Source organism: Klebsiella sp. 10-1, assembly GCF_009758445.1.
Classification (GTDB): domain Bacteria; phylum Pseudomonadota; class Gammaproteobacteria; order Enterobacterales; family Enterobacteriaceae; genus Klebsiella; species Klebsiella scottii.
The window spans coordinates 732,947-754,927 of the sequence record NZ_WQRE01000002.1; the positions used below are offsets into that span (position 1 = coordinate 732,947).

The 21,981-nt window shown below is 54.9% G+C and carries 24 protein-coding genes and 1 tRNA gene; 7 read left to right on the forward strand and 18 right to left on the reverse strand.

Annotated features, from left to right (window positions below):
• The first annotated feature begins 98 nt into the window (after positions 1-98).
• Positions 99-1,442 (forward strand): argininosuccinate synthase, encoded by a 1,344-nt coding sequence (gene argG / locus GO007_RS11585; RefSeq protein WP_095099886.1) that lies wholly within the window; start codon positions 99-101, stop codon positions 1,440-1,442.
• A gap of 398 nt (positions 1,443-1,840) precedes the next feature.
• Here the strand turns inward: argG and GO007_RS11590 are convergent.
• The 6 genes from GO007_RS11590 to rlmE form a co-directional block, all read right to left on the reverse strand.
• A tRNA-Leu gene (locus GO007_RS11590) sits at positions 1,841-1,927 on the reverse strand.
• 14 nt (positions 1,928-1,941) lie between these two features.
• Positions 1,942-2,271 carry a preprotein translocase subunit SecG gene (gene secG, locus GO007_RS11595; RefSeq protein ID WP_041147397.1) on the reverse strand — a complete coding sequence of 110 codons (330 nt, stop codon included), beginning with the start codon at positions 2,269-2,271 and terminating at the stop codon, positions 1,942-1,944.
• Between the two features lie 229 nt (positions 2,272-2,500).
• The gene (glmM, locus tag GO007_RS11600) at positions 2,501-3,838 is read right to left on the reverse strand and encodes a phosphoglucosamine mutase (protein WP_095099889.1); all 1,338 of its coding nucleotides are present in this window, start codon (positions 3,836-3,838) and stop codon (positions 2,501-2,503) included.
• A complete protein-coding gene (gene folP / locus GO007_RS11605) occupies positions 3,831-4,679 on the reverse strand; it encodes a dihydropteroate synthase (protein ID WP_095099891.1) in 849 nt (282 codons plus the stop codon). Before folP ends, glmM begins: the two co-directional genes overlap by 8 nt.
• Positions 4,680-4,777: 98 nt before the next feature.
• On the reverse strand, positions 4,778-6,709 hold the full coding sequence (gene ftsH, locus GO007_RS11610) for an ATP-dependent zinc metalloprotease FtsH (protein WP_041147400.1): 1,932 nt from the start codon (positions 6,707-6,709) through the stop codon (positions 4,778-4,780).
• A 99-nt stretch (positions 6,710-6,808) separates the two neighbouring features.
• Positions 6,809-7,438: a 23S rRNA (uridine(2552)-2'-O)-methyltransferase RlmE gene (gene rlmE, locus GO007_RS11615; RefSeq protein WP_095099894.1), complete on the reverse strand. Its 630-nt coding sequence runs from the start codon at positions 7,436-7,438 to the stop codon at positions 6,809-6,811.
• A 124-nt stretch (positions 7,439-7,562) separates the two neighbouring features.
• On the opposite strand from rlmE, the gene yhbY reads away from it, so the two are divergent.
• Entirely contained in the window at positions 7,563-7,856 is a 294-nt protein-coding gene (gene yhbY / locus GO007_RS11620) for a ribosome assembly RNA-binding protein YhbY (protein ID WP_095099897.1), read from the forward strand.
• 152 nt (positions 7,857-8,008) lie between these two features.
• On the opposite strand, the gene greA is transcribed toward yhbY, so the two are convergent.
• Positions 8,009-8,485 (reverse strand): transcription elongation factor GreA, encoded by a 477-nt coding sequence (gene greA, locus GO007_RS11625; protein WP_095099900.1) that lies wholly within the window; start codon positions 8,483-8,485, stop codon positions 8,009-8,011.
• Between the two features lie 235 nt (positions 8,486-8,720).
• Here greA and dacB point away from each other — a divergent pair, with 235 nt between their 5' ends.
• Positions 8,721-10,154: a serine-type D-Ala-D-Ala carboxypeptidase gene (dacB, locus tag GO007_RS11630; protein WP_095099903.1), complete on the forward strand. Its 1,434-nt coding sequence runs from the start codon at positions 8,721-8,723 to the stop codon at positions 10,152-10,154.
• A gap of 94 nt (positions 10,155-10,248) precedes the next feature.
• Here the strand turns inward: dacB and cgtA are convergent, their stop codons facing one another.
• From cgtA to rplU, 4 genes are all read right to left on the reverse strand, one after another.
• Positions 10,249-11,427 carry an Obg family GTPase CgtA gene (gene cgtA / locus GO007_RS11635; RefSeq protein WP_095099906.1) on the reverse strand — a complete coding sequence of 393 codons (1,179 nt, stop codon included), beginning with the start codon at positions 11,425-11,427 and terminating at the stop codon, positions 10,249-10,251.
• A 150-nt stretch (positions 11,428-11,577) separates the two neighbouring features.
• Positions 11,578-12,531 (reverse strand): DMT family transporter, encoded by a 954-nt coding sequence (locus GO007_RS11640; RefSeq protein WP_095099909.1) that lies wholly within the window; start codon positions 12,529-12,531, stop codon positions 11,578-11,580.
• Between the two features lie 95 nt (positions 12,532-12,626).
• Positions 12,627-12,884 (reverse strand): 50S ribosomal protein L27, encoded by a 258-nt coding sequence (gene rpmA / locus GO007_RS11645; protein ID WP_007673187.1) that lies wholly within the window; start codon positions 12,882-12,884, stop codon positions 12,627-12,629.
• Between the two features lie 19 nt (positions 12,885-12,903).
• Positions 12,904-13,215: a 50S ribosomal protein L21 gene (gene rplU, locus GO007_RS11650; protein WP_041147407.1), complete on the reverse strand. Its 312-nt coding sequence runs from the start codon at positions 13,213-13,215 to the stop codon at positions 12,904-12,906.
• 260 nt (positions 13,216-13,475) lie between these two features.
• Between rplU and ispB the strand changes: the two genes are divergently transcribed.
• The gene (gene ispB / locus GO007_RS11655; RefSeq protein ID WP_041147408.1) at positions 13,476-14,447 is read left to right on the forward strand and encodes an octaprenyl diphosphate synthase; all 972 of its coding nucleotides are present in this window, start codon (positions 13,476-13,478) and stop codon (positions 14,445-14,447) included.
• A gap of 197 nt (positions 14,448-14,644) precedes the next feature.
• Positions 14,645-14,917: a DNA-binding transcriptional regulator SfsB gene (gene sfsB / locus GO007_RS11660; protein ID WP_095099912.1), complete on the forward strand. Its 273-nt coding sequence runs from the start codon at positions 14,645-14,647 to the stop codon at positions 14,915-14,917.
• A gap of 61 nt (positions 14,918-14,978) precedes the next feature.
• Here the strand turns inward: sfsB and murA are convergent, their stop codons facing one another.
• The 7 genes from murA to mlaF form a co-directional block, all read right to left on the reverse strand.
• Entirely contained in the window at positions 14,979-16,238 is a 1,260-nt protein-coding gene (gene murA, locus GO007_RS11665) for a UDP-N-acetylglucosamine 1-carboxyvinyltransferase (protein ID WP_095099915.1), read from the reverse strand.
• 54 nt (positions 16,239-16,292) lie between these two features.
• Entirely contained in the window at positions 16,293-16,547 is a 255-nt protein-coding gene (gene ibaG / locus GO007_RS11670; RefSeq protein WP_041147411.1) for a BolA family iron metabolism protein IbaG, read from the reverse strand.
• Between the two features lie 136 nt (positions 16,548-16,683).
• Positions 16,684-16,974 carry a lipid asymmetry maintenance protein MlaB gene (gene mlaB / locus GO007_RS11675; protein ID WP_095099918.1) on the reverse strand — a complete coding sequence of 97 codons (291 nt, stop codon included), beginning with the start codon at positions 16,972-16,974 and terminating at the stop codon, positions 16,684-16,686.
• Positions 16,974-17,609: a phospholipid-binding protein MlaC gene (mlaC, locus tag GO007_RS11680; protein ID WP_095099920.1), complete on the reverse strand. Its 636-nt coding sequence runs from the start codon at positions 17,607-17,609 to the stop codon at positions 16,974-16,976. The genes mlaB and mlaC overlap by 1 nt, the downstream gene beginning before the upstream one ends.
• Before the next feature lie 18 nt (positions 17,610-17,627).
• Complete coding sequence (gene mlaD, locus GO007_RS11685; RefSeq protein ID WP_095100128.1) at positions 17,628-18,179, reverse strand: outer membrane lipid asymmetry maintenance protein MlaD; 552 nt, start codon at positions 18,177-18,179, stop codon at positions 17,628-17,630.
• Positions 18,180-18,183: 4 nt separating this feature from the next.
• A complete protein-coding gene (gene mlaE, locus GO007_RS11690) occupies positions 18,184-18,966 on the reverse strand; it encodes a lipid asymmetry maintenance ABC transporter permease subunit MlaE (protein ID WP_041147414.1) in 783 nt (260 codons plus the stop codon).
• 7 nt (positions 18,967-18,973) lie between these two features.
• Entirely contained in the window at positions 18,974-19,786 is an 813-nt protein-coding gene (gene mlaF / locus GO007_RS11695) for a phospholipid ABC transporter ATP-binding protein MlaF (RefSeq protein ID WP_095099923.1), read from the reverse strand.
• 209 nt (positions 19,787-19,995) lie between these two features.
• Here mlaF and GO007_RS11700 point away from each other — a divergent pair, with 209 nt between their 5' ends.
• The gene (locus GO007_RS11700) at positions 19,996-20,973 is read left to right on the forward strand and encodes a calcium/sodium antiporter (protein ID WP_045856583.1); all 978 of its coding nucleotides are present in this window, start codon (positions 19,996-19,998) and stop codon (positions 20,971-20,973) included.
• Positions 20,970-21,974 carry an arabinose-5-phosphate isomerase KdsD gene (kdsD, locus tag GO007_RS11705; RefSeq protein WP_370525549.1) on the forward strand — a complete coding sequence of 335 codons (1,005 nt, stop codon included), beginning with the start codon at positions 20,970-20,972 and terminating at the stop codon, positions 21,972-21,974. The genes GO007_RS11700 and kdsD overlap by 4 nt, the downstream gene beginning before the upstream one ends.
• The last annotated feature ends 7 nt before the right edge of the window (positions 21,975-21,981 follow it).

Here is a 21,981-nt window from a genome sequence, read left to right on the forward strand (position 1 = left end):
GACCCTGAACCTCAATGGCAAACGGAATAGTCAAATGGGACAGGTTCTGGACCTGGTAAACCGAACTCACAACAGTCTATCTAGCAGGGTTTTATTTTATGACGACGATTCTTAAGCATCTCCCGATTGGTCAACGTATTGGTATCGCTTTCTCTGGTGGACTGGATACCAGCGCCGCCCTGCTGTGGATGCGTAAAAAAGGCGCGGTGCCGTACGCCTATACCGCTAACCTGGGCCAGCCGGACGAAGAGGATTACGATGCTATTCCTCGCCGCGCCAAAGAGTACGGTGCCGAGGGCGCTCGTCTGATCGACTGCCGCAAACAGCTGGTTGCTGAAGGCATTGCCGCGATCCAGTGCGGCGCATTCCATAACACCACCGGCGGTCTGACCTATTTTAACACCACCCCGCTCGGTCGTGCCGTTACCGGCACCATGCTGGTTGCCGCGATGAAAGAAGATGGCGTTAACATCTGGGGTGACGGCAGCACTTATAAAGGCAACGATATCGAGCGCTTCTATCGTTACGGCCTGCTGACCAACGCTGAGCTGAAAATTTACAAACCGTGGCTGGATAGTGACTTTATCGATGAGCTCGGCGGACGTCAGGAAATGTCCGAGTTTATGATTGCCTGCGGCTTTGACTACAAAATGTCCGTCGAGAAAGCCTACTCTACTGACTCCAACATGCTGGGCGCAACCCACGAAGCGAAGGACCTGGAATTCCTTAACTCCAGCGTCAAAATCGTCAACCCGATCATGGGGGTTAAGTTCTGGGATGAGAGCGTTAAGATCCCGGCGGAAGAAGTGACCATTCGCTTTGAGCAGGGTCATCCGGTCGCGCTCAACGGCCAAACCTTCAGCGATGATGTGGAACTGATGCTGGAAGCAAACCGCATCGGCGGTCGTCACGGGCTGGGCATGAGTGACCAGATTGAAAACCGCATTATCGAAGCAAAAAGCCGCGGCATCTATGAAGCACCTGGGATGGCGCTGCTGCATATTGCCTATGAGCGTCTGCTGACCGGTATCCATAACGAAGATACCATTGAGCAGTACCATGCCCACGGTCGTCAGCTGGGTCGTCTGCTGTACCAGGGACGCTGGTTTGATTCTCAGGCGCTGATGCTGCGTGACGCGCTGCAACGTTGGGTGGCGAGCGCGATTACCGGTGAGGTCACGCTGGAGCTGCGTCGCGGTAATGATTACTCCATTCTGAACACCGTCTCCGACAACCTGACCTATAAAGCAGAACGTCTGACGATGGAAAAAGGCGACTCCATGTTCTCCGCAGAGGACCGTATTGGCCAGCTGACCATGCGCAATCTGGATATTACCGATACCCGCGATAAGCTGTTCGGTTACGCGCAATCCGGCCTGCTCAGCGCCTCTTCAACTACCGGTCTTCCGCAGGTTGAGAATCTGGAAAATAGAGACAAATAATCTAACTTCATCTCCTCTTTCAGCCGACGCTAATCCGTCGGCTTTTTTCTTTCCCCAGAATTGCGCCATAAAACCTGGGGCCCATAATTTTACCGGCCGCAGTATCTAATAATCATTGCCTATGTCAGACCACCGCGGGAGATTGATCGCCTGCTGGCGACGCTTGAACCTTACGCTACCAAACGGACGGCCTTCAGTACCTTATCGATCTCTTCATTAACCCGGCAACGGTTAACAGCCTGCAATGCTGCATGGCGTTACCCACCTCTTATAAATAGATGAGCGCGACTTTAGCGACCTGGATGGGATCAAGGCCAGCGGAGAGTTATTTATAAATAAACAGCCGTCGATTTAAGGCAAAAAAAAAGACGCTTTTCAGCGTCTTTTTTTTGGAATATTGGTACCGAGGATGGGACTCGAACCCACAAGCCCGTTAGGGCACTACCACCTCAAGGTAGCGTGTCTACCAATTCCACCACCTCGGTACAGATACTACTTATCAGTGCGGGATATCGCTGCTCGGCTGCGCCGGCGCTGCTGGCTGAGTCTGCTCGGATTTCGGCGCGCTCAGATTATCCCACTCACTTCCTTTACTGGTCTTGTTGCTGTTGATATTGCCCAGCACCAAACTAATGATGAAGAACAACGCAGCCAGAATACCGGTCATGCGGGTCATGAAGTTACCAGAACCGCTGGAACCGAACAACGTGCCGGAAGCGCCTGCTCCGAACGAGGCTCCCATATCAGCGCCTTTACCTTGCTGCAGCATGATCAGACCAACAAGGCCAATCGCCACAATAAGGAAAACAACTAAAAGAGCTTCTTGCATAATCAACCTGTTCCTTGCGGATTCGCCGCATACCAATTGCTTCGACCAATAAAGCGGGACGCATTAACGTTTCCCACTGAAGCGGGTGTGAATACTAACCAAAGCGAATGACCTTCGCAAGGGCAATTTCGACGCATTGTATCAACTGCAGAAAAAAACAGCAAAAAACCGTTTATTGGCAATTAAAAAAGCGGCAAGCGCCGCCTTTTTAATCACTTAGCGCCACAAGCTATGCGTTTTTAACCGCATCAGCGATGCGGTGAGCGAATTCGTGCACCTGCTCTTCGTGCTCGCCTTCAACCATCACGCGAATCAACGGCTCGGTGCCGGATTTACGTAGCAGCACCCGGCCGCGTTTACCCAACGCCGCCTCAACCTCTGCGGTGACCGCTTTTACGTTCTCATGCTCAAGCGGATTGCTGCTGCTATCGGTAAAGCGCACGTTGACCAGAATCTGCGGGAACATCTTCACGCCGCTACACAGATCGTGCAGGCTCATATGGTTACGTACCATAGCGGCAACGACCTGCAGGCTTGCAACAATGCCGTCGCCGGTCGTCGTCTTATCCAGCAGGATAACGTGGCCGGAGTTTTCGGCGCCAATACGCCAGCCTTTCTCCTGCATTTTCTCCAGCACATAGCGGTCGCCCACTTTTGCGCGAGCAAACGGGATGCCCAGCTGTTTGAGCGCCAGCTCCAGTCCCATATTACTCATTAGCGTGCCCACGGCGCCGCCGCGCAGCTGGCCCTGACGCAGGCCTTCGCGGGCAATGATGTAGAGAATCTGGTCGCCATCGACCTTATTGCCTTCATGGTCGACCATAATGACGCGGTCGCCATCGCCGTCGTAGGCAATGCCCAAATCGGCCTTTTCCGCCAGCACCCGAGCCTGTAGGGCCCGAACATCGGTGGCTCCGACCTCTTCGTTGATATTAAGGCCGTTGGGCTCACAGCCCATGGCAATAACCTGTGCCCCGAGCTCGCGGAAGACGTTAGGCGCAATGTGGTAGGTCGCGCCGTGGGCGCAGTCGACAACCACCTTCAGCTCGTTCAGGCTCAGCTCATTCGGGAAAGTGCCTTTGCAGAACTCGATGTAGCGGCCGGCAGCATCGACAATCCGGCTGGCTTTGCCTAGTTCAGCGGAATCGACGCAGGTCAGCTCTTTCTCCATCTCGGCTTCAATCGCTTCTTCGACGTTATCCGGCAGCTTAGTGCCTTCAATAGAAAAGAACTTGATACCGTTATCGTAGAAAGGGTTATGCGACGCTGAAATGACGATCCCGGCCTCCGCGCGGAAAGCACGGGTCAGATAAGCCACCGCCGGCGTTGGCATTGGGCCAGTGAATGAGGCGGAGAGACCGGCTGCGGCCAGGCCTGCTTCGAGGGCCGACTCCAGCATATAGCCAGAGATGCGGGTATCTTTACCGATAATGATTTTACGCGAACCGTGACGCGCGAGAACTTTTCCTGCAGCCCAGCCCAGTTTAAGCACAAATTCCGGCGTAATTGGCGCATCGCCAACGCGGCCACGGATACCATCGGTGCCAAAATACTTACGGTTACTCATAACGTTTATTTTCCTTTGTGGCCAGTGTGGCTTCCACCACGCGCAGCGCTTCTACCGTTTCTTTGACGTCATGGACGCGAACTATCTGCGCGCCCTGCATCGCCGCAATTACTGCGCAAGCCAGGCTACCGCTGAGGCGCTCCGTCGGCCCAACGTTCAGTAACTGGCCGACCATCGACTTACGCGACATGCCTACCAACAGCGGGAGACCAAAATGATGGAACTCACCGAGTCGAGCAAGCAGCTCATAATTATGGGAAAGATTTTTACCGAAACCGAATCCTGGGTCGAGCAACAATTTATCTTTTGCGATCCCAGCCCGCTCGCAGCGCACGATATGCTCCGTGAAAAAACGCGTCACATCGGCGAAGACGTCTTCATACTTCGGCGCAGCCTGCATGGTTTTCGGCTGCCCCTGCATATGCATCAGACACACCGGTAGCCCGGTCTCTGCCGCCGCCTCCAGCGCGCCTGGCTCCGTTAACGAACGGATATCGTTGATGATATGCGCCCCTACCCGTGCGGCCTCACGGATCACTTCAGGCTTCGACGTATCGACCGAAATCCACACCTCAAAACGCTGAGCAATGGCTTCCACAACCGGGATCACTCGCGCCAGCTCTTCCTCAACGCTGACATCCAGAGCTCCCGGACGCGTCGATTCGCCGCCGATATCAATGATAGTCGCGCCGGCATTAATCATCAGATTGGCGTGCTTCACCGCGTCTACCAGCGAATTGTGCGTCCCGCCGTCGGAGAAGGAGTCTGGCGTAACGTTAAGGATACCCATCACGTGCGGGTGGGTGAGATCGAGGGTTGAGCCCTGGGCTACAAGTTTCATCACGAGATCCCTGAATCAGGAGAGATTAATAAAAAGAAAAACCCCAGAGCGGACGCCCCAGGGTTTAGATATGCACAACCACATCAACAGCGGCTAACTTATTTGTCGCCTAACTGCTCTGACATCGTGTTACCCGGGTTTGGCGTACGCGGTTCGTCGACCGGACGCGGCGCACTCGGGGTGCCGTTATTGCCAGAATTGTTGGTGCCAGGATCTTCCCAACCAGCCGGCGGACGAACGTCACGACGTGCCATCAGGTCATCAATCTGCGGTGCATCGATGGTCTCATATTTCATGAGCGCATCTTTCATCGAATGCAGAATATCCAGATTGTCATTGAGGATCTGACGGGCGCGGTTGTAGTTACGCTCAACCAGTGATTTCACTTCCTGGTCGATGATACGCGCGGTCTCATCGGACATATGCTTCGCTTTCGCTACGCTACGTCCCAGGAATACTTCACCCTCTTCTTCCGCATACAGCAGCGGACCGAGTTTGTCGGAGAAGCCCCACTGAGTCACCATGTTACGTGCCAGGTTGGTCGCGACTTTGATGTCGTTCGACGCGCCGGTAGAAACATGCTCTACGCCGTAGATAATCTCTTCTGCCAGACGGCCGCCGTACAGGGTCGAAATCTGGCTTTCCAGCTTCTGACGGCTGGCGCTGATTGCATCGCCTTCCGGCAGGAAGAACGTGACGCCCAGCGCGCGGCCGCGCGGAATAATAGTGACCTTATGCACCGGATCGTGTTCCGGCACCAGGCGACCGATAATCGCATGGCCTGCTTCGTGGTAAGCGGTCGACTCTTTCTGCGCTTCCGTCATCACCATGGAGCGACGTTCCGCACCCATCATGATTTTGTCTTTTGCCTTTTCGAACTCAACCATCGATACCACACGCTTGTTGCCACGGGCAGCAAACAGAGCGGCTTCGTTCACCAGGTTCGCCAGGTCAGCACCAGAGAAGCCCGGGGTACCACGCGCGATGATTGCCGCATCGATATCAGGCGACAGCGGAACGCGACGCATATGAACTTTCAGGATCTGCTCACGGCCGCGGACATCCGGCAGACCAACGACAACCTGACGGTCGAAGCGGCCCGGACGCAGCAGCGCAGGGTCCAGAACGTCCGGACGGTTTGTTGCGGCGATAACGATAATACCTTCGTTACCTTCGAAACCATCCATCTCAACCAGCATCTGGTTCAGCGTCTGCTCACGCTCATCGTGACCACCGCCCAGACCAGCGCCACGCTGGCGACCGACGGCGTCGATTTCATCGATGAAGATAATGCACGGAGCCGCTTTCTTAGCCTGTTCAAACATGTCGCGCACGCGAGATGCGCCAACACCGACAAACATTTCTACGAAGTCAGAACCGGAAATTGTAAAGAACGGCACTTTCGCTTCACCGGCGATCGCTTTCGCCAGCAGCGTTTTACCCGTACCCGGAGGGCCGACCATCAGGACGCCTTTCGGGATTTTACCGCCCAGCTTCTGGAAACGGCTCGGCTCACGCAGATACTCCACCAGTTCGGCCACTTCATCTTTCGCTTCATCGCAGCCCGCGACATCAGCAAAAGTGGTTTTGATCTGGTCTTCCGTCAGCATACGGGCTTTGCTTTTGCCGAAGGACATCGCGCCCTTTCCGCCGCCGCCCTGCATTTGCCGCATAAAGAAGATCCAGACGCCGATCAGCAACAGCATCGGGAACCAGGAAATAAAGATGGAAGCCAGCAGGCTCGGCTCTTCCGGCGGTTCGCCAACCACTTTGACGTTTTTCGTCAACAGGTTATCGAGCAGCTTCGGATCGTTAACCGGAATGTAAGTCGTGTAACGGTTACTATCTTTCTTGGTAACGTTGATCTCACGTCCGTTGATACGCGCTTCGCGAACCTGGTCCTGATTGACCTCTTGCAGGAAGGTAGAATAATCCACCTTACGGCCATTAGACTCGCTGGGCCCAAAGCTCTGGAATACTGACATCAGCACGACGGCAATGACCAGCCAGAGTATTAGGTTTTTCGCCATGTCACTCAAGGGATTAACCTCTTATTACAACTGTGTTAAAAACAGCGTCAGGATACTCTATATCCAGTTTCTTTCAAACTTTCGTTTGAAATCTACCGGTTATGGTTTTCGCCCGGTCGCTACAATGTACACTTCACGCGAACGAGCACGGGAAGAGTCCGGCTTACGAACTTTGACCTTCGTAAACAGGGAGCGAATTTCTCTTAGATACTCATCGAAGCCTTCGCCCTGGAACACCTTAACTACAAAACTACCACCTGGCGCTAATACATCACGAGCCATTCCAAGCGCCAGTTCCACCAAATACATGGCCCGGGGGATATCCACCGCCGGTGTTCCGCACATGTTTGGCGCCATATCGGACATGACAACTTGTACTTTACTGTCACCTACGCGCTCAAGTAACGCTTTCAGGACTAATTCATCACGAAAGTCGCCCTGAAGGAAGTCCACACCAACGATTGGATCCATCGGTAAAAGATCGCAAGCGATGATGCGGCCGCTGTTTCCGATCTGCGTGACCGCATATTGCGACCAGCCTCCGGGTGCAGCACCGAGGTCAACAATCGTCATCCCCGGCTTAAAAATCTTGTCACTCTGCTGTATTTCATCAAGTTTAAACCAGGCTCGGGAACGTAACCCCTTTTTCTGTGCCTGGAGAACATATTTATCGCTAAAGTGTTCCTGAAGCCAGCGGCTGGAACTGGCAGAACGCTTTTTACCTGTCATTTAACATTCCCATTTCGGGTTCATCATACTTTGCGACGTAAAAATCGACACTGTAGTTTGGCGATATATGGGAGATGGCGGTAGAATGAACCGTTTTCAATCCCAACGTAAGCAAAAAAATACGATGAATCTGAGTACTAAACAAAAACAGCACCTGAAAGGTCTGGCACATCCGCTCAAGCCGGTAGTTATGCTTGGCAATAATGGTTTGACCGAAGGGGTACTGGCCGAGATCGAACAAGCGTTAGAGCACCATGAGCTCATCAAGGTGAAAATTGCCTCGGAAGACCGCGAGACTAAAACCCTGATCGTGGAAGCTATCGTACGCGAAACCGGCGCCTGTAACGTACAGGTCATCGGTAAAACGCTGGTCCTGTACCGCCCATCTAAAGAGCGTAAAATCTCGCTGCCACGCTAAGAATATCCTGAATCTCGACACAACATTGTGTAAAACGAGGGATTTCTGCAGGTAGACGAGCAAAATGCCATGCTCTGGACGTTGATAAAAGGCCGCTATGCGGCCTTTTTCCTTTCTTTACAATCCATCAACAGCGTAGCGGGAAATGCGAATTAAAGGTACTCAACCTTGATAATTTCGTATTCGACCTCGCCACCTGGCGTGCGGATTGTCACAACATCATCCTGCTCTTTACCGATCAGCCCGCGAGCGATCGGGGAGTTCACGGAGATAAGATTCTGCTTAAAATCAGCTTCGTCGTCGCCTACGATGCGATAAATCTGTTCTTCGTCGGTATCAAGGTTCAGAACGTTCACCGTCGAACCAAAAATCACGCGGCCGTTATTCGGCATTTTGGTGATATCGATAACCTGCGCATTGGACAGCTTGGCCTCAATATCTTTGATACGTCCTTCACAGAAACCCTGCTGTTCGCGGGCCGCATGGTACTCAGCGTTCTCTTTGAGATCGCCATGTTCGCGGGCATCGGCGATGGCTGCAATGATTTCAGGGCGACGAACGGATTTCAGAAAATCCAGCTCTTCGCGCAGTTTTTCAGCGCCACGTAAGGTCATCGGAATAGCTTGCATTTGTTATACCTCTTTATCATTCCTTCATGGAACGGATATCCCCGTTCCGCAACCTGCCAGGCAAAAAGCAGGACAGGAGCAAAAAGAAAACCAACCCGGGAAACATTCCCCAGGTCAGCAGCAATTTTCAATTTGATACGTATTTTACCCTGAAGTTCACTATGGGTCATCGTTTACTTTACAGGGTGTTGCACCGTAGTATGACGGCTCGGTTTCAGGTTGTTAGCGCGAGATTATGCGATTTTCCAGATTTATCATCGGATTGACTGCCGGCATTGCGTTTAGCGCTCAGGCGGCGAACATTGACGAGTACATCAACCAGCTTCCTGCGGGTGCTAACCTCGCCTTTATGGCGCAAAAGGTTGGCTCCCCGACGCCGGAGATAGACTTTCACAGCCAGCAAATGGCGCTACCGGCTAGTACTCAGAAGGTGATCACCGCCCTGGCTGCCCTTCTCCAGCTGGGGCCAGACTTCCGTTTCACCACCACCCTGGAAACCAAAGGCAGTCTCGACGGCGGCGTGCTGAAAGGTGACCTGATTGCCCGGTTTGGCGGCGATCCTACGCTCAGGCGTCAGGATATTCGCAATATGGTGGCCACGCTCAAAAAGGCCGGCGTCCAGCGGATCGAAGGGAACGTCCTGATCGATACCTCGGTCTTCGCCAGCCATGACAAAGCGCCGGGCTGGCCGTGGAACGATATGACGCAGTGCTTTAGCGCCCCGCCGGCGGCTGCGATCGTCGATCGCAACTGTTTCTCGATCTCGCTGTACAGCGCGCAGAAACCCGGCGACCTGGCATTTATTCGCGTCGCCTCGTATTACCCGGTCACCATGTTCAGCCAGGTCCGCACGCTGGCCCGCGGCTCTGCGGAAGCCCAGTACTGCGAGCTCGACGTGGTTCCCGGCGATCTTAACCGCTACACCCTGACCGGCTGTCTGCCGCAGCGTAGCGAGCCGCTGCCGCTAGCCTTCGCCATTCAGGACGGCGCCAGCTATGCCGGCGTAATTCTTAAGTCTGAACTGACCCAGGCCGGCATCACCTACAGCGGCACCCTGCTACGCCAAACCCTGGCCAACGATCCCGGTACCGTGCTGGCGACCACCCAGTCGGCTCCGCTGCACGATCTCCTGCGCATCATGCTGAAAAAATCAGACAACATGATTGCCGATACCGTATTCCGCACCATTGGTCACGCGCGTCTCGGCGTGCCGGGCACCTGGCGCGCGGGTTCCGATGCGGTACGCCAAATCCTGCGCCAGCAGGCCGGCGTCGATTTGGGCAATACGATTATTGCCGACGGTTCCGGCCTGTCGCGCCATAACCTGATTGCCCCCGCCACGATGATGCAGGTGCTGCAATATATTGCCCAGCACGATAATGAACTCAACTTCATCTCGATGCTTCCGCTCGCCGGTCATGACGGGTCGCTGCAGTACCGTGCCGGCCTGCATCAGGCGGGCGTTGATGGTAAAGTTTCCGCGAAGACCGGTTCCCTGCAGGGGGTCTATAATCTGGCGGGCTTCATCACCGGCGCCAGCGGGCAGAAAATCGCCTTCGTGCAGTACCTGTCAGGCTATGCGGTACCGCCAGCCGATCAGCGCAATCGTCGAATTCCGCTGGTGCGCTTCGAGAGCCGGCTGTATAAGGATTTGTACCAAAACAACTAATACAAAAGGGCCGCATCAGATGCGGCCCTTTTCGTTCTATCCGGCGATGTTTCCCGCTTAGCATTACGTCGCGGGGAACGGATGCAAACCAGAATTAACGCTTGTAGATGAACTCAACGCCTTCTTCGTCGTCTTCGTCCCAGTCGTCATCCCAGTCTTCGTCATCTTCCACTTCGATCTCAGCGCTTTCGAGCTGCTCGCGATGGTAGTCATCCCACATAAACTCGACTTTTTCAGCCGGCTTATCTTCCTGCGCATGCACGATTGGGTTTTCGATGATAAAGGTCATCACATCCCAGCACAGGTCTTTCACGCCCTGCTGGCTCGCCGCAGAAATCAGGTAGAACTTCTCTTCCCAACCCAGCGCCTCGGCAATGGCTTTCGCCTTCGCTTCGGCTTCCGCTTTATCCATCAGGTCGATCTTGTTGAAGACCAGCCAGCGTGGTTTCGACGCCAGATCTTCGCTGTATTTTTCCAGCTCACCGATGATAATGCGCGCATTCTCTACCGGATCGGAACCGTCGATCGGCTCAATATCGATGAGATGCAGCAGCACGCGGCAGCGCTCAAGGTGCTTGAGGAAGCGAATACCAAGGCCTGCGCCTTCAGCAGCGCCCTCAATCAGCCCAGGGATATCCGCCACGACGAAGCTCTTCTCGTTATCCATACGCACAACGCCGAGACTAGGTACCAGCGTGGTAAACGGATAATCCGCGACTTTCGGCTTCGCCGCAGAAACGGCGCGAATGAAGGTGGATTTACCGGCATTCGGCATCCCCAGCATCCCAACGTCTGCCAGCAGCATCAGCTCAAGCTGCAGGTCGCGCTTATCGCCCGGCGTACCCATCGTCTTCTGACGCGGGGTACGGTTGACGGACGATTTAAAGCGGGTGTTACCCAGGCCGTGCCAGCCGCCTTTAGCGACCATCAGACGCTGACCGTGTTTGGTCATATCGCCCATGGTCTCGCCGGTCCCCTGATCGATAACACGGGTCCCTACGGGCACCTTAACCGATACGTCTTTACCACGCTTACCGGTACAGTCACGGCTTTGCCCGTTCTGCCCACGTTCAGCGCGGAAAGCTTTCTCAAAACGGTAGTCGATCAGGGTGTTGAGGTTCTCGTCCGCTTCCAGCCAAACGTCGCCGCCATCACCGCCGTCACCGCCGTCCGGGCCGCCTCTCGGGATATATTTTTCACGGCGGAAGCTCACGCAACCATTGCCGCCATCACCTGCTACGACCAGGATCGTTGCTTCATCAACAAACTTCATTTTACTCTCCGTAAATCATTCGCCTGAGCGGGGGACAAATATCCTTCATACTTCAAGCTGCACGCGCGTTGGCGGAGCTCGCTCACTCCAGAGACATAGCTATCTATGTTCCCGGGAATTCGCTCTCTTGCCGCCTTCCTGCAACCCGAATTATTTTGGATATACTACCGCTTCATTTTTACGCCAGCGTCCCCAAAGACGATGACCAATGGCGGAAAACATCGCGCCCGCAACCACGACAAACGCACCGAGATAACCCAACAGGTTTAACATCGGTTTGACGAAGAAATCGGGCCAGGCCATTGATAATAAATCTGAAAATAACAGCGTAAACAGCGGAGTTAGCGTAATTAATGCGCTCACCTGCGCTGCCTGCCAACGCGCCATCGCTTCCGCGAGTGCGCCATAACCTACCAGCGTGTTCAAACCACAAAAGATCAGGCACGCCAGCTGCCAGTCGCTTAGCTGGGATATCACGCCCGGCTTTGCCAGCGGCAATAATGCGATAGTACATAAAGTGTACAGCAAAAACAGGATTTGCTGTGATGCCAGACGACGCAATAACACCTTTTGCGCGACGCCATAGCTCACCCACACCGTCGCTGCAGCCACGCCAAAAATCACACCCCAGGTGTAATCCGTCAGGCGGGTAAAAATCTCGATCAGGCTGGTGTTGAAGAACATCACCAGCCCGCAGAGCAGCATTATCGCGCCGATAACCTGCGTCCCGCGCATCTTCTCCTTGAGGATAAAGACGCTGGCGACCATCATGCCAACCGGGGACAGCTGACCAATCACCTGCGAGGCCGTCGGGCTTAAATATTGCAAGGACGAGCTGAACAGAATGAAGTTACCGAACAGGCCGCCCGTCGCGATAGCCAGTAAAATTAGCCAGCGAGGTTTACGGAAAATACGCAGCGGCGGCAGCTTACCTTTAACCGCCAGGATCAACCCGAGGCCAATACTCGCCATTAAAAAGCGATAGAACACCACCGTTGGCGGTTCCATCACTTCCAGAACCTGCTTCATTGCGATGGGCAGCGCACCCCAGCACATTGCGGTGGTGAGCGCCAAAACAATACCTATGCCGGCCTGCTGCTTCATGCCCGTTTTACCTGCGGAAAATTTTCCGGACTTCTAATGTAAAAAGCCCCGCAACACGTTGCGGGGCTTTAATCCGTTACCGGACCTCGAAAACCTTACTCAGCAACGATGCTGATATATTTACGGTTGTTCGGGCCTTTAACTTCAAATTTCACTTTACCGTCTGCTTTAGCAAACAGAGTGTGGTCACGACCGCAACCTACGTTGTTACCAGCGTGGAATTTAGTGCCACGTTGACGAACGATGATGCTACCCGCCAGAACGGTTTCGCCACCGAAACGCTTAACGCCCAGGCGTTTAGCTTCTGAGTCGCGACCGTTACGAGTTGAGCCGCCAGCCTTTTTATGTGCCATTTAAATCTCTCCTCAGGTCTTAGGCGCTGATGCCAGTAATTTTCACATCAGTGAACCACTGACGATGGCCCTGCTGCTTACGGTAGTGTTTACGACGACGAAACTTAACGATTTTAACTTTCTCGCCACGACCATGAGCAACAACTTCAGCTTTGATTACGCCGCCCTCAACGAAAGGAACGCCGATCTTGATTTCTTCACCGTTTGCGACCATCAGCACTTCAGCGAACTCAACAGCTTCGCCAGTTGCGATGTCCAGCTTTTCCAGGCGAATGGTCTGACCTTCGCTTACTCGGTGTTGTTTACCACCACTTTGGAAAACCGCGTACATATAAAACTCCGCTTCCGCGCACCTCTTAATGTGATTTAGAGTGCGCTATAAATATTCACAATAGGGCGCGAATATTACGCAAAAGGCGAGCCTTTGACAAGAGCGATCGTCGCTCAACGCAGAAAAAAAACACAACTTTCACGCTAACGTTTATCTATGCCATTTTTTCAGTACAATCGTATCTTCTTTTAATTCTATCTTAATCCTGCTGTGAACCCACCTGGATTCGCGGTTACAGGACATGTGGCCCGGCTTTTGCGATGAATTTAGAAAAAATCAATGAGTTAACCGCGCAAGATATGGCGGGTGTCAATGCGACAATCCTTGAGCAACTCGACTCAGATGTTCAGCTTATCAATCAGTTAGGCTATTACATCGTCAGCGGAGGCGGTAAACGTATTCGTCCGATGATTGCGGTCCTCGCGGCGCGCGCCGTCGGTTACCAGGGGAATGCGCACGTCACCATTGCCGCGCTGATCGAATTTATCCATACCGCGACCCTGCTTCATGATGATGTTGTTGATGAGTCGGATATGCGTCGTGGCAAAGCCACGGCCAATGCGGCTTTTGGCAATGCAGCCAGCGTGCTGGTTGGTGATTTTATCTATACCCGCTCTTTCCAGATGATGACCAGCCTCGGTTCGCTGAAGGTGCTGGAAGTTATGTCGAAAGCCGTTAACGTGATTGCCGAAGGTGAAGTCCTGCAGCTGATGAACGTTAACGACCCGGACATCACGGAAGAAAACTACATGCGGGTGATTTACAGCAAAACAGCCCGACTGTTCGAAGCGGCCGCACAATGTTCCGGGATTCTCGCCGGCTGTACCGAGGAACAGGAGCGGGCATTACAGGATTACGGCCGCTATTTGGGCACCGCTTTCCAGCTGATCGATGATTTGCTGGACTATAGCTCCGACGGCGAACGTCTTGGTAAAAACGTGGGCGATGACCTGAACGAAGGTAAACCTACGCTACCGCTGCTGCATGCGATGCGTCATGGCACCCCAGAGCAGTCCGCAATGATTCGAGGCGCAATCGAACAGGGTAACGGACGTCACCTGCTGGCGGCAGTCCTCGAGGCAATGGCAGCCTGCGGTTCGCTGGAATGGACGCAAAAACGCGCGGAGGAAGAAGCCGATAAGGCGATTGTCGCGCTTCAGGTTTTACCCGACTCGCCGTGGCGCGAAGCGCTCATCGGCCTTGCGCACATCGCCGTGCAGCGCGATCGTTAACGACCCTTTCGCCCTTCCCGCGCCCGGCGCGGGAAAGTTCCAAAAAAAACCTTCCCCGCTAAACCCCGCCTTTAACCTTGATGAATTCTGAATATTCGATCCATTTACTGGAACTTGTTAGAACTTTAATAAACCAGGGGTATAGTTATTCAGTCGTCCGCTTGGGGCGATCTGGAACCTTATCAGCAGGAGAATTTATGGATAAGTTCATCGATTGGCACCCGGCCGATATTATCGCCGGATTACGCAAAAAAGGAACGTCGCTGGCGGCGGAATCACGACGCAACGGATTGAGCTCCTCTACCCTGGCCAATGCACTAACCCGGCCGTGGCCCAAAGGCGAACTGATTATTGCTAATGCGCTGGAAACCACACCCTGGGCTATTTGGCCGTCACGCTACCACGACCCGATTACCCATCAGTTTATCGACAGAACGCAGATGATACGCCAAAAGAAAAGTGAGAAGTGAGTCGAGGTAATAGAGGGTACTACAGCCCCCGGACAGACGTCAGAGGGCTGCTACAACAGATTTACTCGCCTTTTACGCGTTCGATATTCGCGCCCAGCGCCTGCAGCTTATCTTCAATACGCTCGTATCCACGATCGATGTGATAAATACGATCGACAATCGTGGTGCCTTCTGCAATACAACCCGCCAGCACCAGGCTTGCCGATGCACGCAGGTCGGTTGCCATGACCTGAGCGCCGGAGAGCTGGGCCACGCCGTGGCAGATCGCCGTATTGCTTTCGATTTCCGCGTGCGCGCCCATACGGATCAGCTCCGGAATGTGCATAAAGCGGTTTTCGAAAATGGTTTCGGTAATCACGCCGGTGCCTTCCGCCACCAGGTTTAGCAGCGTAAACTGCGCCTGCATGTCGGTCGGGAATCCCGGGTGCGGCGCGGTGCGTACGTTGACGGCTTTAGGACGATTGCCGTGCATATCAAGGCTAATCCAGTCTTCGCCGGTCTCAATATCGGCACCCGCATCGCGCAGCTTGGCCAGTACGACGTCGAGGGTATCAGGCTGCGCATTGCGGCAGACGATTTTACCGCCGGAGATTGCCGCAGCGACCAGGAAGGTCCCGGTTTCGATACGGTCCGGCAGCACGCGATATACGCCGCCGCCCAGACGCTCTACGCCTTCAATGGTAATACGGTCAGAACCCTGGCCCTTAATTTTCGCACCCAGCGCAACGAGGAAGTTGGCCGTATCGACGATTTCCGGCTCACGCGCGGCGTTTTCGATGATGGTTGTGCCTTCAGCCAGCGTCGCGGCGCTCATAATGGTGACGGTCGCGCCAACGCTGACCTTATCCATAACGATATGCGCGCCCTTGAGACGTCCATTGACCGATGCCTTGACGTAGCCCTCTTCCAGCTTGATCTCGGCACCCAGCTGCTCCAGGCCGGTAATATGCAGGTCAACCGGACGGGCGCCGATCGCACAGCCGCCCGGTAGCGAAACCTGGCCTTGGCCAAAACGCGCCACCAGCGGCCCCAGCGCCCAGATAGAGGCACGCATGGTTTTGACTAAATCGTACGGAGCACAGAAGACGTCAACCGGGCCCGCATCAATCCATACGGAACCGTTACGCTCAACTTTGGCACCTAGCTGGCTCAGCAGTTTCATCGTGGTATCGATGTCTTTCAGCTTCGGTACATTCTGGATTTCAATCGGCTCGTCTGCCAGCAGTGCGGCAAAGAGGATCGGCAGAGCTGCGTTTTTCGCACCGGAGATGGTGACTTCGCCCTGGAGACGAGTCGGACCCTGAACACGGAATTTATCCATTGATTCTGTTCTCTGTTAAGAATTCATATACGCTGCAGGGAGCATCCCTACAGCTTAAAAGCCATTTAGTTTGCGATCGCGGGCCCATTCCTGCGGGGTATACGCCTTGATCGACAGAGCATGGATGCGGTTGTCGGCAATATATTCCATCAGCGGGGCGTAGATAGTCTGCTGCTTCTTCACCCGGCTCATGCCGTCGAACAGCTCGCCCACAGCAATAACCTGAAAGTGACTGCCATCGCCAGAGACGTGGACTTCCTGGAGGGAGAGTGCGTTCATCAGCACGGTCTGAATTTCATGATTTTCCATGGGTTCAAATTTTATCTGGTAGTGAAAATAGCCCAACATCTTAGAGGAAAGTGACGCGGTCTTAAACAAGCAAAAAGCCCCATCGAAAATATTGATGAGGCTTTGCGGATAGCGTCAGCAGTAACACTCTGAAAAACTATGGGATCATATCGGCAGGAAGGTTGTAAAGACCGACCAGCGTTTGCAAATTATCGCTCTTGCCGATCAGCCGCGCCTCCCTGCCCTGACGACGAATCAGCGCCACGAAATGCACCAGCAGCGCAAGGCCGGCGGTATCGACCCGGGTTACCGCGCTCAGGTCGATAGCCGATACGCCTTCAGTCGCCTGCGCACGGTCGTCCCAGAGCGGGACCAGCAGATCCTGGTCCAGCTCCCCCTGCAGCGCCAGGCAGTCGCCGCGGCGAGTCCAGCTCAGCTGCCCGGTCATTATTTTTTCTGTTCCAGCGTAATCGGCTGCGCGGAGATCGATTTCAGCTGCGCGGTCAGGCCATCAACGCCTTTAGTACGCAGCAGATCGCTCCACTCGTTCTGCTTGGTGGTGATCATGCTCACCCCCTCAGCAATCATGTCGTAAGCCTGCCAGTTGCCGGTCTGGGTGTTTTTACGCCACTGGAAGTCCAGGCGCACCGGCGGACGGCCGTTAGGATCGAGGATCGTCACGCGGATAGGGACGATGGTCGCATCGCCCAGCGCCTGTTCCGGCGCGATTTGATAGGTCTGACCGTGATACATCGCCAGCGCCTGACCGTATGCCTGCTTCAGATATTCGCGGAAGGCGGTAAAGTAGGCCTCACGCTGCGCCGGGGTCGCATCTTTGTAATAACGGCCCAGCACCAGCGCGCCAGCGTACTTCACCTGCACATACGGCATCAGCTCCTGGTCGACGATCTCGCGCAGATAGTTCGGGTTAGCCTGAATCTTCGGCTGCTCGTTTTTCAGGCGGTCGAAGGTTTTCTGCGCGGCTTCATCCATCAGCTTGTACGGATTGGACTGATCCGCTGCGGTCGCAGCAGTCAATGGCGCAATCGCCAGCATGGCGATCATCAGTAAGCGTTTAAACATATCGGGTCTCTCCTGAAATTAGTGCGTCGTGGCGGCAGGCTGCGCTGCGTCAGTATGACTTTCCTGGGCCATCGGATCATCGCCAGAATTCTTATTGTCGCTGCCTTTACTGTTGTAAAGGAACTGGCCAATCAGATCTTCCAGAACCATGGCCGATTTCGTGTCCTGAATCGTCCCGCCGTCTTTAAGGATAGATGTCCCCAGCTCCGGGTCTTCAAAACCCATGTTCAGAGCCAGGTACTGCTCGCCCAGCAGGCCCGAAGTACGAATGGCCAGCGAACTGGAGTCAGGAATATGGTTGTAGCTCTCATCGATATCGATGGCCACCCGCGGCAGATAGGTTTTTGTATCGAGCGTGATATCCGCCACCCGGCCCACGACCACGCCGCCAATGCGTACCGGCGACCGCGCCTTCAGGCCACCGATATTGTCGAACGTCGCGTAAAGACGATACGTCGGCTCGGTCCGCAGAGAGGTCACGTTCGCTGCTTTCAGGCATACAAACAGCGCCGCCAGCAGCGCCACCAGTAAAAATACGCCTACCCAGATTTCACTTTTTTTCGTTTGCATGAACTCAATTCCCAAACATCAGCGCAGTCAGCACAAAATCCAGCCCCAGAACCGCCAGCGACGAATGCACCACGGTGCGCGTCGTTGCCCGGCTAATCCCTGCGGAAGTGGGGATAGCATCATAACCGTTAAATAACGCTACCCATGTCACCGTAATGGCGAAAACCAGACTCTTAATCAGGCAGTTAACCAGATCCATTCGCCAGTCGACGGCATTTTGCATCGCGGTCCAGAAGAACCCGCTGTCGATACCTTTCCAGTTAACGCCAACCAGCGAACCGCCCCAGATCCCCACCGCGACAAAAATAACCGTCAGCAGCGGCAGTGAGATCACCCCGGCCCAGAAGCGCGGCGATATTACGCGACGCAGCGGATCGACGGCCATCATCTCCATGCTTGAGAGCTGTTCGGTCGCGCGCATCAGCCCTATTTCGGCGGTCAGCGCCGAGCCGGCACGCCCGGCGAACAGCAGCGCGGCAACCACCGGCCCCAGCTCGCGCAGCAGAGAGAGCGCCACCAGCATACCAAGACTGGTTTCCGCGCTGTAGGTGGTCAACACCAGATAGCCCTGCAGGCCCAGCACCATGCCGATGAACAGCCCCGACACGATGATGATCAGCATCGACAGCACGCCAACGTTGTACAGCTGGCGCACCAGCAGCGGCGCGTGCTTACGAAACTCCGGCTTGCCCACTACGGCGTTGAAAAGCATTAATCCGGCACGCCCAAAAGCCGCGGTGGTTTTAATCCCCCGATGCCCGAGCGATGCCAGCATATTTAGCAGCATCAGTCGTTTAACTCCCTATGCCTAATAAATCATGCTGATAGTCGCCTGCCGGATAGCGGAACGGCACCGGGCCGTCGGCGATACCATCAATAAACTGGCGAACCCGAGGGTCGGCATTTTCCCGCAGCGAGCGGGCGCTGCCGTGGGCGACAATTTTCTTGTCGGCCACGATATAGGCGTAATCCGCAATACTGAGCACTTCCGGTACGTCGTGCGATACCACGATACACGTAACGCCCAGGGTGCTATTGAGTTCGGAAATCAGCTTAACCAGCACGCCCATAGTGATGGGGTCCTGCCCGACAAACGGTTCGTCGAACATGATGAGATCCGGCTCCAGCGCAATAGCTCTTGCCAGCGCCGCGCGGCGCGCCATGCCACCGGATAGCTCAGAAGGCATCAGCATTGCCGCTCCGCGCAGGCCAACGGCCTCAAGCTTCATCATCACGGTAGTATGCAGCAGCGCTTCGGGCAGATGAGTGTGCTCACGCAGCGGATAGGCCACGTTATTAAAGACGTTCATATCGGTGAACAGCGCGCCTGACTGGAACAGCATGCTCATGCGCTTACGCACGGTATACAGGCGCGAACGCGACATCTGCGGCACGTTTTCGCCATCAAACAGGATCTCGCCGCTATCCGGCGGGATTTGACCGCCGATCAGGCGCAGCAGGGTCGTTTTACCGATTCCCGATGGCCCCATGATCGCCGTGATCTTACCGCGCGGCACTGACAGCGAGATATCATCAAAGATCGCGCGATCGCCTCGGGAGAAGCTGATACCGCGTACTTCGACTAAATTCGCCAGAGTTTGGCTCATAAAATCATCCTTACAAAACATCCCTCAGGCTAAGCATGGTGCTTTCTTCCACCATAAACCCAACATTTTTACAGAATCTTACCTGCCCGGGTTAGCGAAAGCTGGCATTTGTTTTACTTTTGACAAACATAAAGTCAAAATTAAGAATTCGTTACGCTGCGTACGGACGGTCAGCGAGGCGACGATTATACCTGAAGAAAGGACTTTAGATGCTCTTAGCGACGGCTCTGTTAATAATTGGTTTACTGCTGGTGGTCTACAGCGCCGATCGTCTGGTCTACGCCGCTTCAATACTGTGCCGCATGATAGGGATCCCGCCGCTTATCATTGGTATGACGGTGGTGAGCATCGGTACCAGCCTGCCCGAGATCATCGTCTCCGCGGCCGCCTCCCTGCACGGACAGACCGATCTGGCCATCGGCACGGCGATCGGATCGAACATCACCAATATCTTATTAATTCTTGGCCTCGCCGCCTTACTTCATCCATTTACCGTACATTCTGATATCCTGCGCCGCGAACTGCCGCTAATGTTGCTGGTCAGCCTGCTCGCGAGCTTTGTCCTGTATGACGGTCAGCTCTCCCGCATGGACGGTCTTTTTTTACTGGCGTTAGCCATACTATGGCTGCTGTTCACGGTAAAAATAGCGCGCATCGCCGAACGTCAGGGTAACGATAGCCTGACCCGGGAACAGATAGCGGAGCTGCCGCGAGAAGGTTCGCTTCCCGTCGCCCTGCTGTGGCTGGGGGTGGCGATGATTGTCATGCCGATGGCGACCCGCATGGTGGTGGATAATGCCACCGTGCTGGCGAACTACTTCGCCATCAGCGAACTGACCGTCGGCCTCACGGTGGTCGCCATCGGCACCAGCCTGCCGGAACTGGCGACCGCGATTGCTGGCGCACGTAAAGGGGAAGATGATATTGCCATCGGGAATATCATTGGCGCCAATATCCTTAATATCGTCCTGGTTCTCGGGCTGCCGGCGCTGATCGCGCCGGGCTCCTTCGCCCCCGAAGCGTTTACGCGCGACTATGCCGTCATGATGCTGGTCAGCGTAATTTTCGCCCTGCTGTGCTGGCGCCGAAAACGGCAGCCCAGCCGGCTCGCCGGGGCGCTGCTGGTCGGCGGTTTTGTGGTTTGGTTGGCGATGCTGTACTGGGCAGCACCGCTCTTTGGTGAATGAATCGGGATACCATTATGTCGCAAATAGATTTGCCAACGGATTTTGACTTTCAACAGGCAGGCCGCAAGGTCCTGGAAATTGAACGTGAAGGTCTGGCTCAGCTCGATCAATACATTAATGAAGATTTTACGCGCGCCTGCGAAACGATTTTCCGCTGCGCCGGCAAAGTGGTGGTCATGGGGATGGGCAAGTCCGGCCACATCGGGCGTAAAATGGCAGCCACCTTCGCCAGCACCGGTACGCCATCGTTCTTCGTACATCCCGGCGAAGCGGCCCACGGCGATTTAGGCATGGTCACGCCGCAGGACGTTGTTATCGCCCTGTCGAACTCCGGCGAGTCGAACGAAATTTTAGCGCTGATCCCCGTACTTAAGCGACAGCGGGTGCCGCTTATCTGCATGACCAGCCGTGCGGAAAGCAGCATGGCGCGCGCGGCGGATATCCACCTGTGCGTGAAGGTGCTAAAAGAAGCCTGTCCGCTAGGCCTGGCCCCGACGTCAAGCACTACCGCGGCGCTGGTGATGGGCGACGCTCTGGCGGTCGCGCTGCTGGAAGCCCGCGGCTTTACCGCCGAAGATTTCGCGCTCTCCCACCCCGGCGGCGCGCTGGGCCGTAAGCTGCTGCTGCGGGTCAATGATATCATGCACACCGGAGATGAAATCCCGCACGTTACTCTGCAGGCCACGCTGCGCGACGCGCTGCTGGAAATCACGCGTAAAAATTTAGGCATGACCGCTATCTGCGATGATGACATGAACATCATCGGTATTTTCACCGACGGCGACCTGCGTCGGGTGTTCGATTCCGGGGTCGATATGCGTAATGCCGGCATCGCCGAGGTCATGACGCCGGGTGGAATTCGCATCCGTCCCGGCATTCTGGCGGTCGATGCGCTGAACCTGATGCAAGCCCGTCATATCACCTGCGTATTAGTTGCCGATGGCGACCATCTGTTGGGTGTGGTACATATGCACGATCTCCTGCGCGCAGGCGTAGTGTAAGTAAGGA

Excerpts from the sequence above, each read along its gene's own strand:
- argG (WP_095099886.1), top strand. The coding sequence starts at position 99 with ATGACGACGATTCTTAAGCATCTCCCGATTGGTCAACGTATTGGTATC.
- secG (WP_041147397.1), bottom strand. The coding sequence starts at position 2,271 with ATGCAAGAAGCTCTTTTAGTTGTTTTCCTTATTGTGGCGATTGGCCTT.
- glmM (WP_095099889.1), bottom strand. The coding sequence starts at position 3,838 with ATGAGTAACCGTAAGTATTTTGGCACCGATGGTATCCGTGGCCGCGTT.
- folP (WP_095099891.1), bottom strand. The coding sequence starts at position 4,679 with ATGAAACTTGTAGCCCAGGGCTCAACCCTCGATCTCACCCACCCGCAC.
- ftsH (WP_041147400.1), bottom strand. The coding sequence starts at position 6,709 with ATGGCGAAAAACCTAATACTCTGGCTGGTCATTGCCGTCGTGCTGATG.
- rlmE (WP_095099894.1), bottom strand. The coding sequence starts at position 7,438 with ATGACAGGTAAAAAGCGTTCTGCCAGTTCCAGCCGCTGGCTTCAGGAA.
- yhbY (WP_095099897.1), top strand. The coding sequence starts at position 7,563 with ATGAATCTGAGTACTAAACAAAAACAGCACCTGAAAGGTCTGGCACAT.
- greA (WP_095099900.1), bottom strand. The coding sequence starts at position 8,485 with ATGCAAGCTATTCCGATGACCTTACGTGGCGCTGAAAAACTGCGCGAA.
- dacB (WP_095099903.1), top strand. The coding sequence starts at position 8,721 with ATGCGATTTTCCAGATTTATCATCGGATTGACTGCCGGCATTGCGTTT.
- cgtA (WP_095099906.1), bottom strand. The coding sequence starts at position 11,427 with ATGAAGTTTGTTGATGAAGCAACGATCCTGGTCGTAGCAGGTGATGGC.
- GO007_RS11640 (WP_095099909.1), bottom strand. The coding sequence starts at position 12,531 with ATGAAGCAGCAGGCCGGCATAGGTATTGTTTTGGCGCTCACCACCGCA.
- rpmA (WP_007673187.1), bottom strand. The coding sequence starts at position 12,884 with ATGGCACATAAAAAGGCTGGCGGCTCAACTCGTAACGGTCGCGACTCA.
- rplU (WP_041147407.1), bottom strand. The coding sequence starts at position 13,215 with ATGTACGCGGTTTTCCAAAGTGGTGGTAAACAACACCGAGTAAGCGAA.
- ispB (WP_041147408.1), top strand. The coding sequence starts at position 13,476 with ATGAATTTAGAAAAAATCAATGAGTTAACCGCGCAAGATATGGCGGGT.
- sfsB (WP_095099912.1), top strand. The coding sequence starts at position 14,645 with ATGGATAAGTTCATCGATTGGCACCCGGCCGATATTATCGCCGGATTA.
- murA (WP_095099915.1), bottom strand. The coding sequence starts at position 16,238 with ATGGATAAATTCCGTGTTCAGGGTCCGACTCGTCTCCAGGGCGAAGTC.
- ibaG (WP_041147411.1), bottom strand. The coding sequence starts at position 16,547 with ATGGAAAATCATGAAATTCAGACCGTGCTGATGAACGCACTCTCCCTC.
- mlaB (WP_095099918.1), bottom strand. The coding sequence starts at position 16,974 with ATGACCGGGCAGCTGAGCTGGACTCGCCGCGGCGACTGCCTGGCGCTG.
- mlaC (WP_095099920.1), bottom strand. The coding sequence starts at position 17,609 with ATGTTTAAACGCTTACTGATGATCGCCATGCTGGCGATTGCGCCATTG.
- mlaD (WP_095100128.1), bottom strand. The coding sequence starts at position 18,179 with ATGCAAACGAAAAAAAGTGAAATCTGGGTAGGCGTATTTTTACTGGTG.
- mlaE (WP_041147414.1), bottom strand. The coding sequence starts at position 18,966 with ATGCTGCTAAATATGCTGGCATCGCTCGGGCATCGGGGGATTAAAACC.
- mlaF (WP_095099923.1), bottom strand. The coding sequence starts at position 19,786 with ATGAGCCAAACTCTGGCGAATTTAGTCGAAGTACGCGGTATCAGCTTC.
- GO007_RS11700 (WP_045856583.1), top strand. The coding sequence starts at position 19,996 with ATGCTCTTAGCGACGGCTCTGTTAATAATTGGTTTACTGCTGGTGGTC.
- kdsD (WP_370525549.1), top strand. The coding sequence starts at position 20,970 with ATGAATCGGGATACCATTATGTCGCAAATAGATTTGCCAACGGATTTT.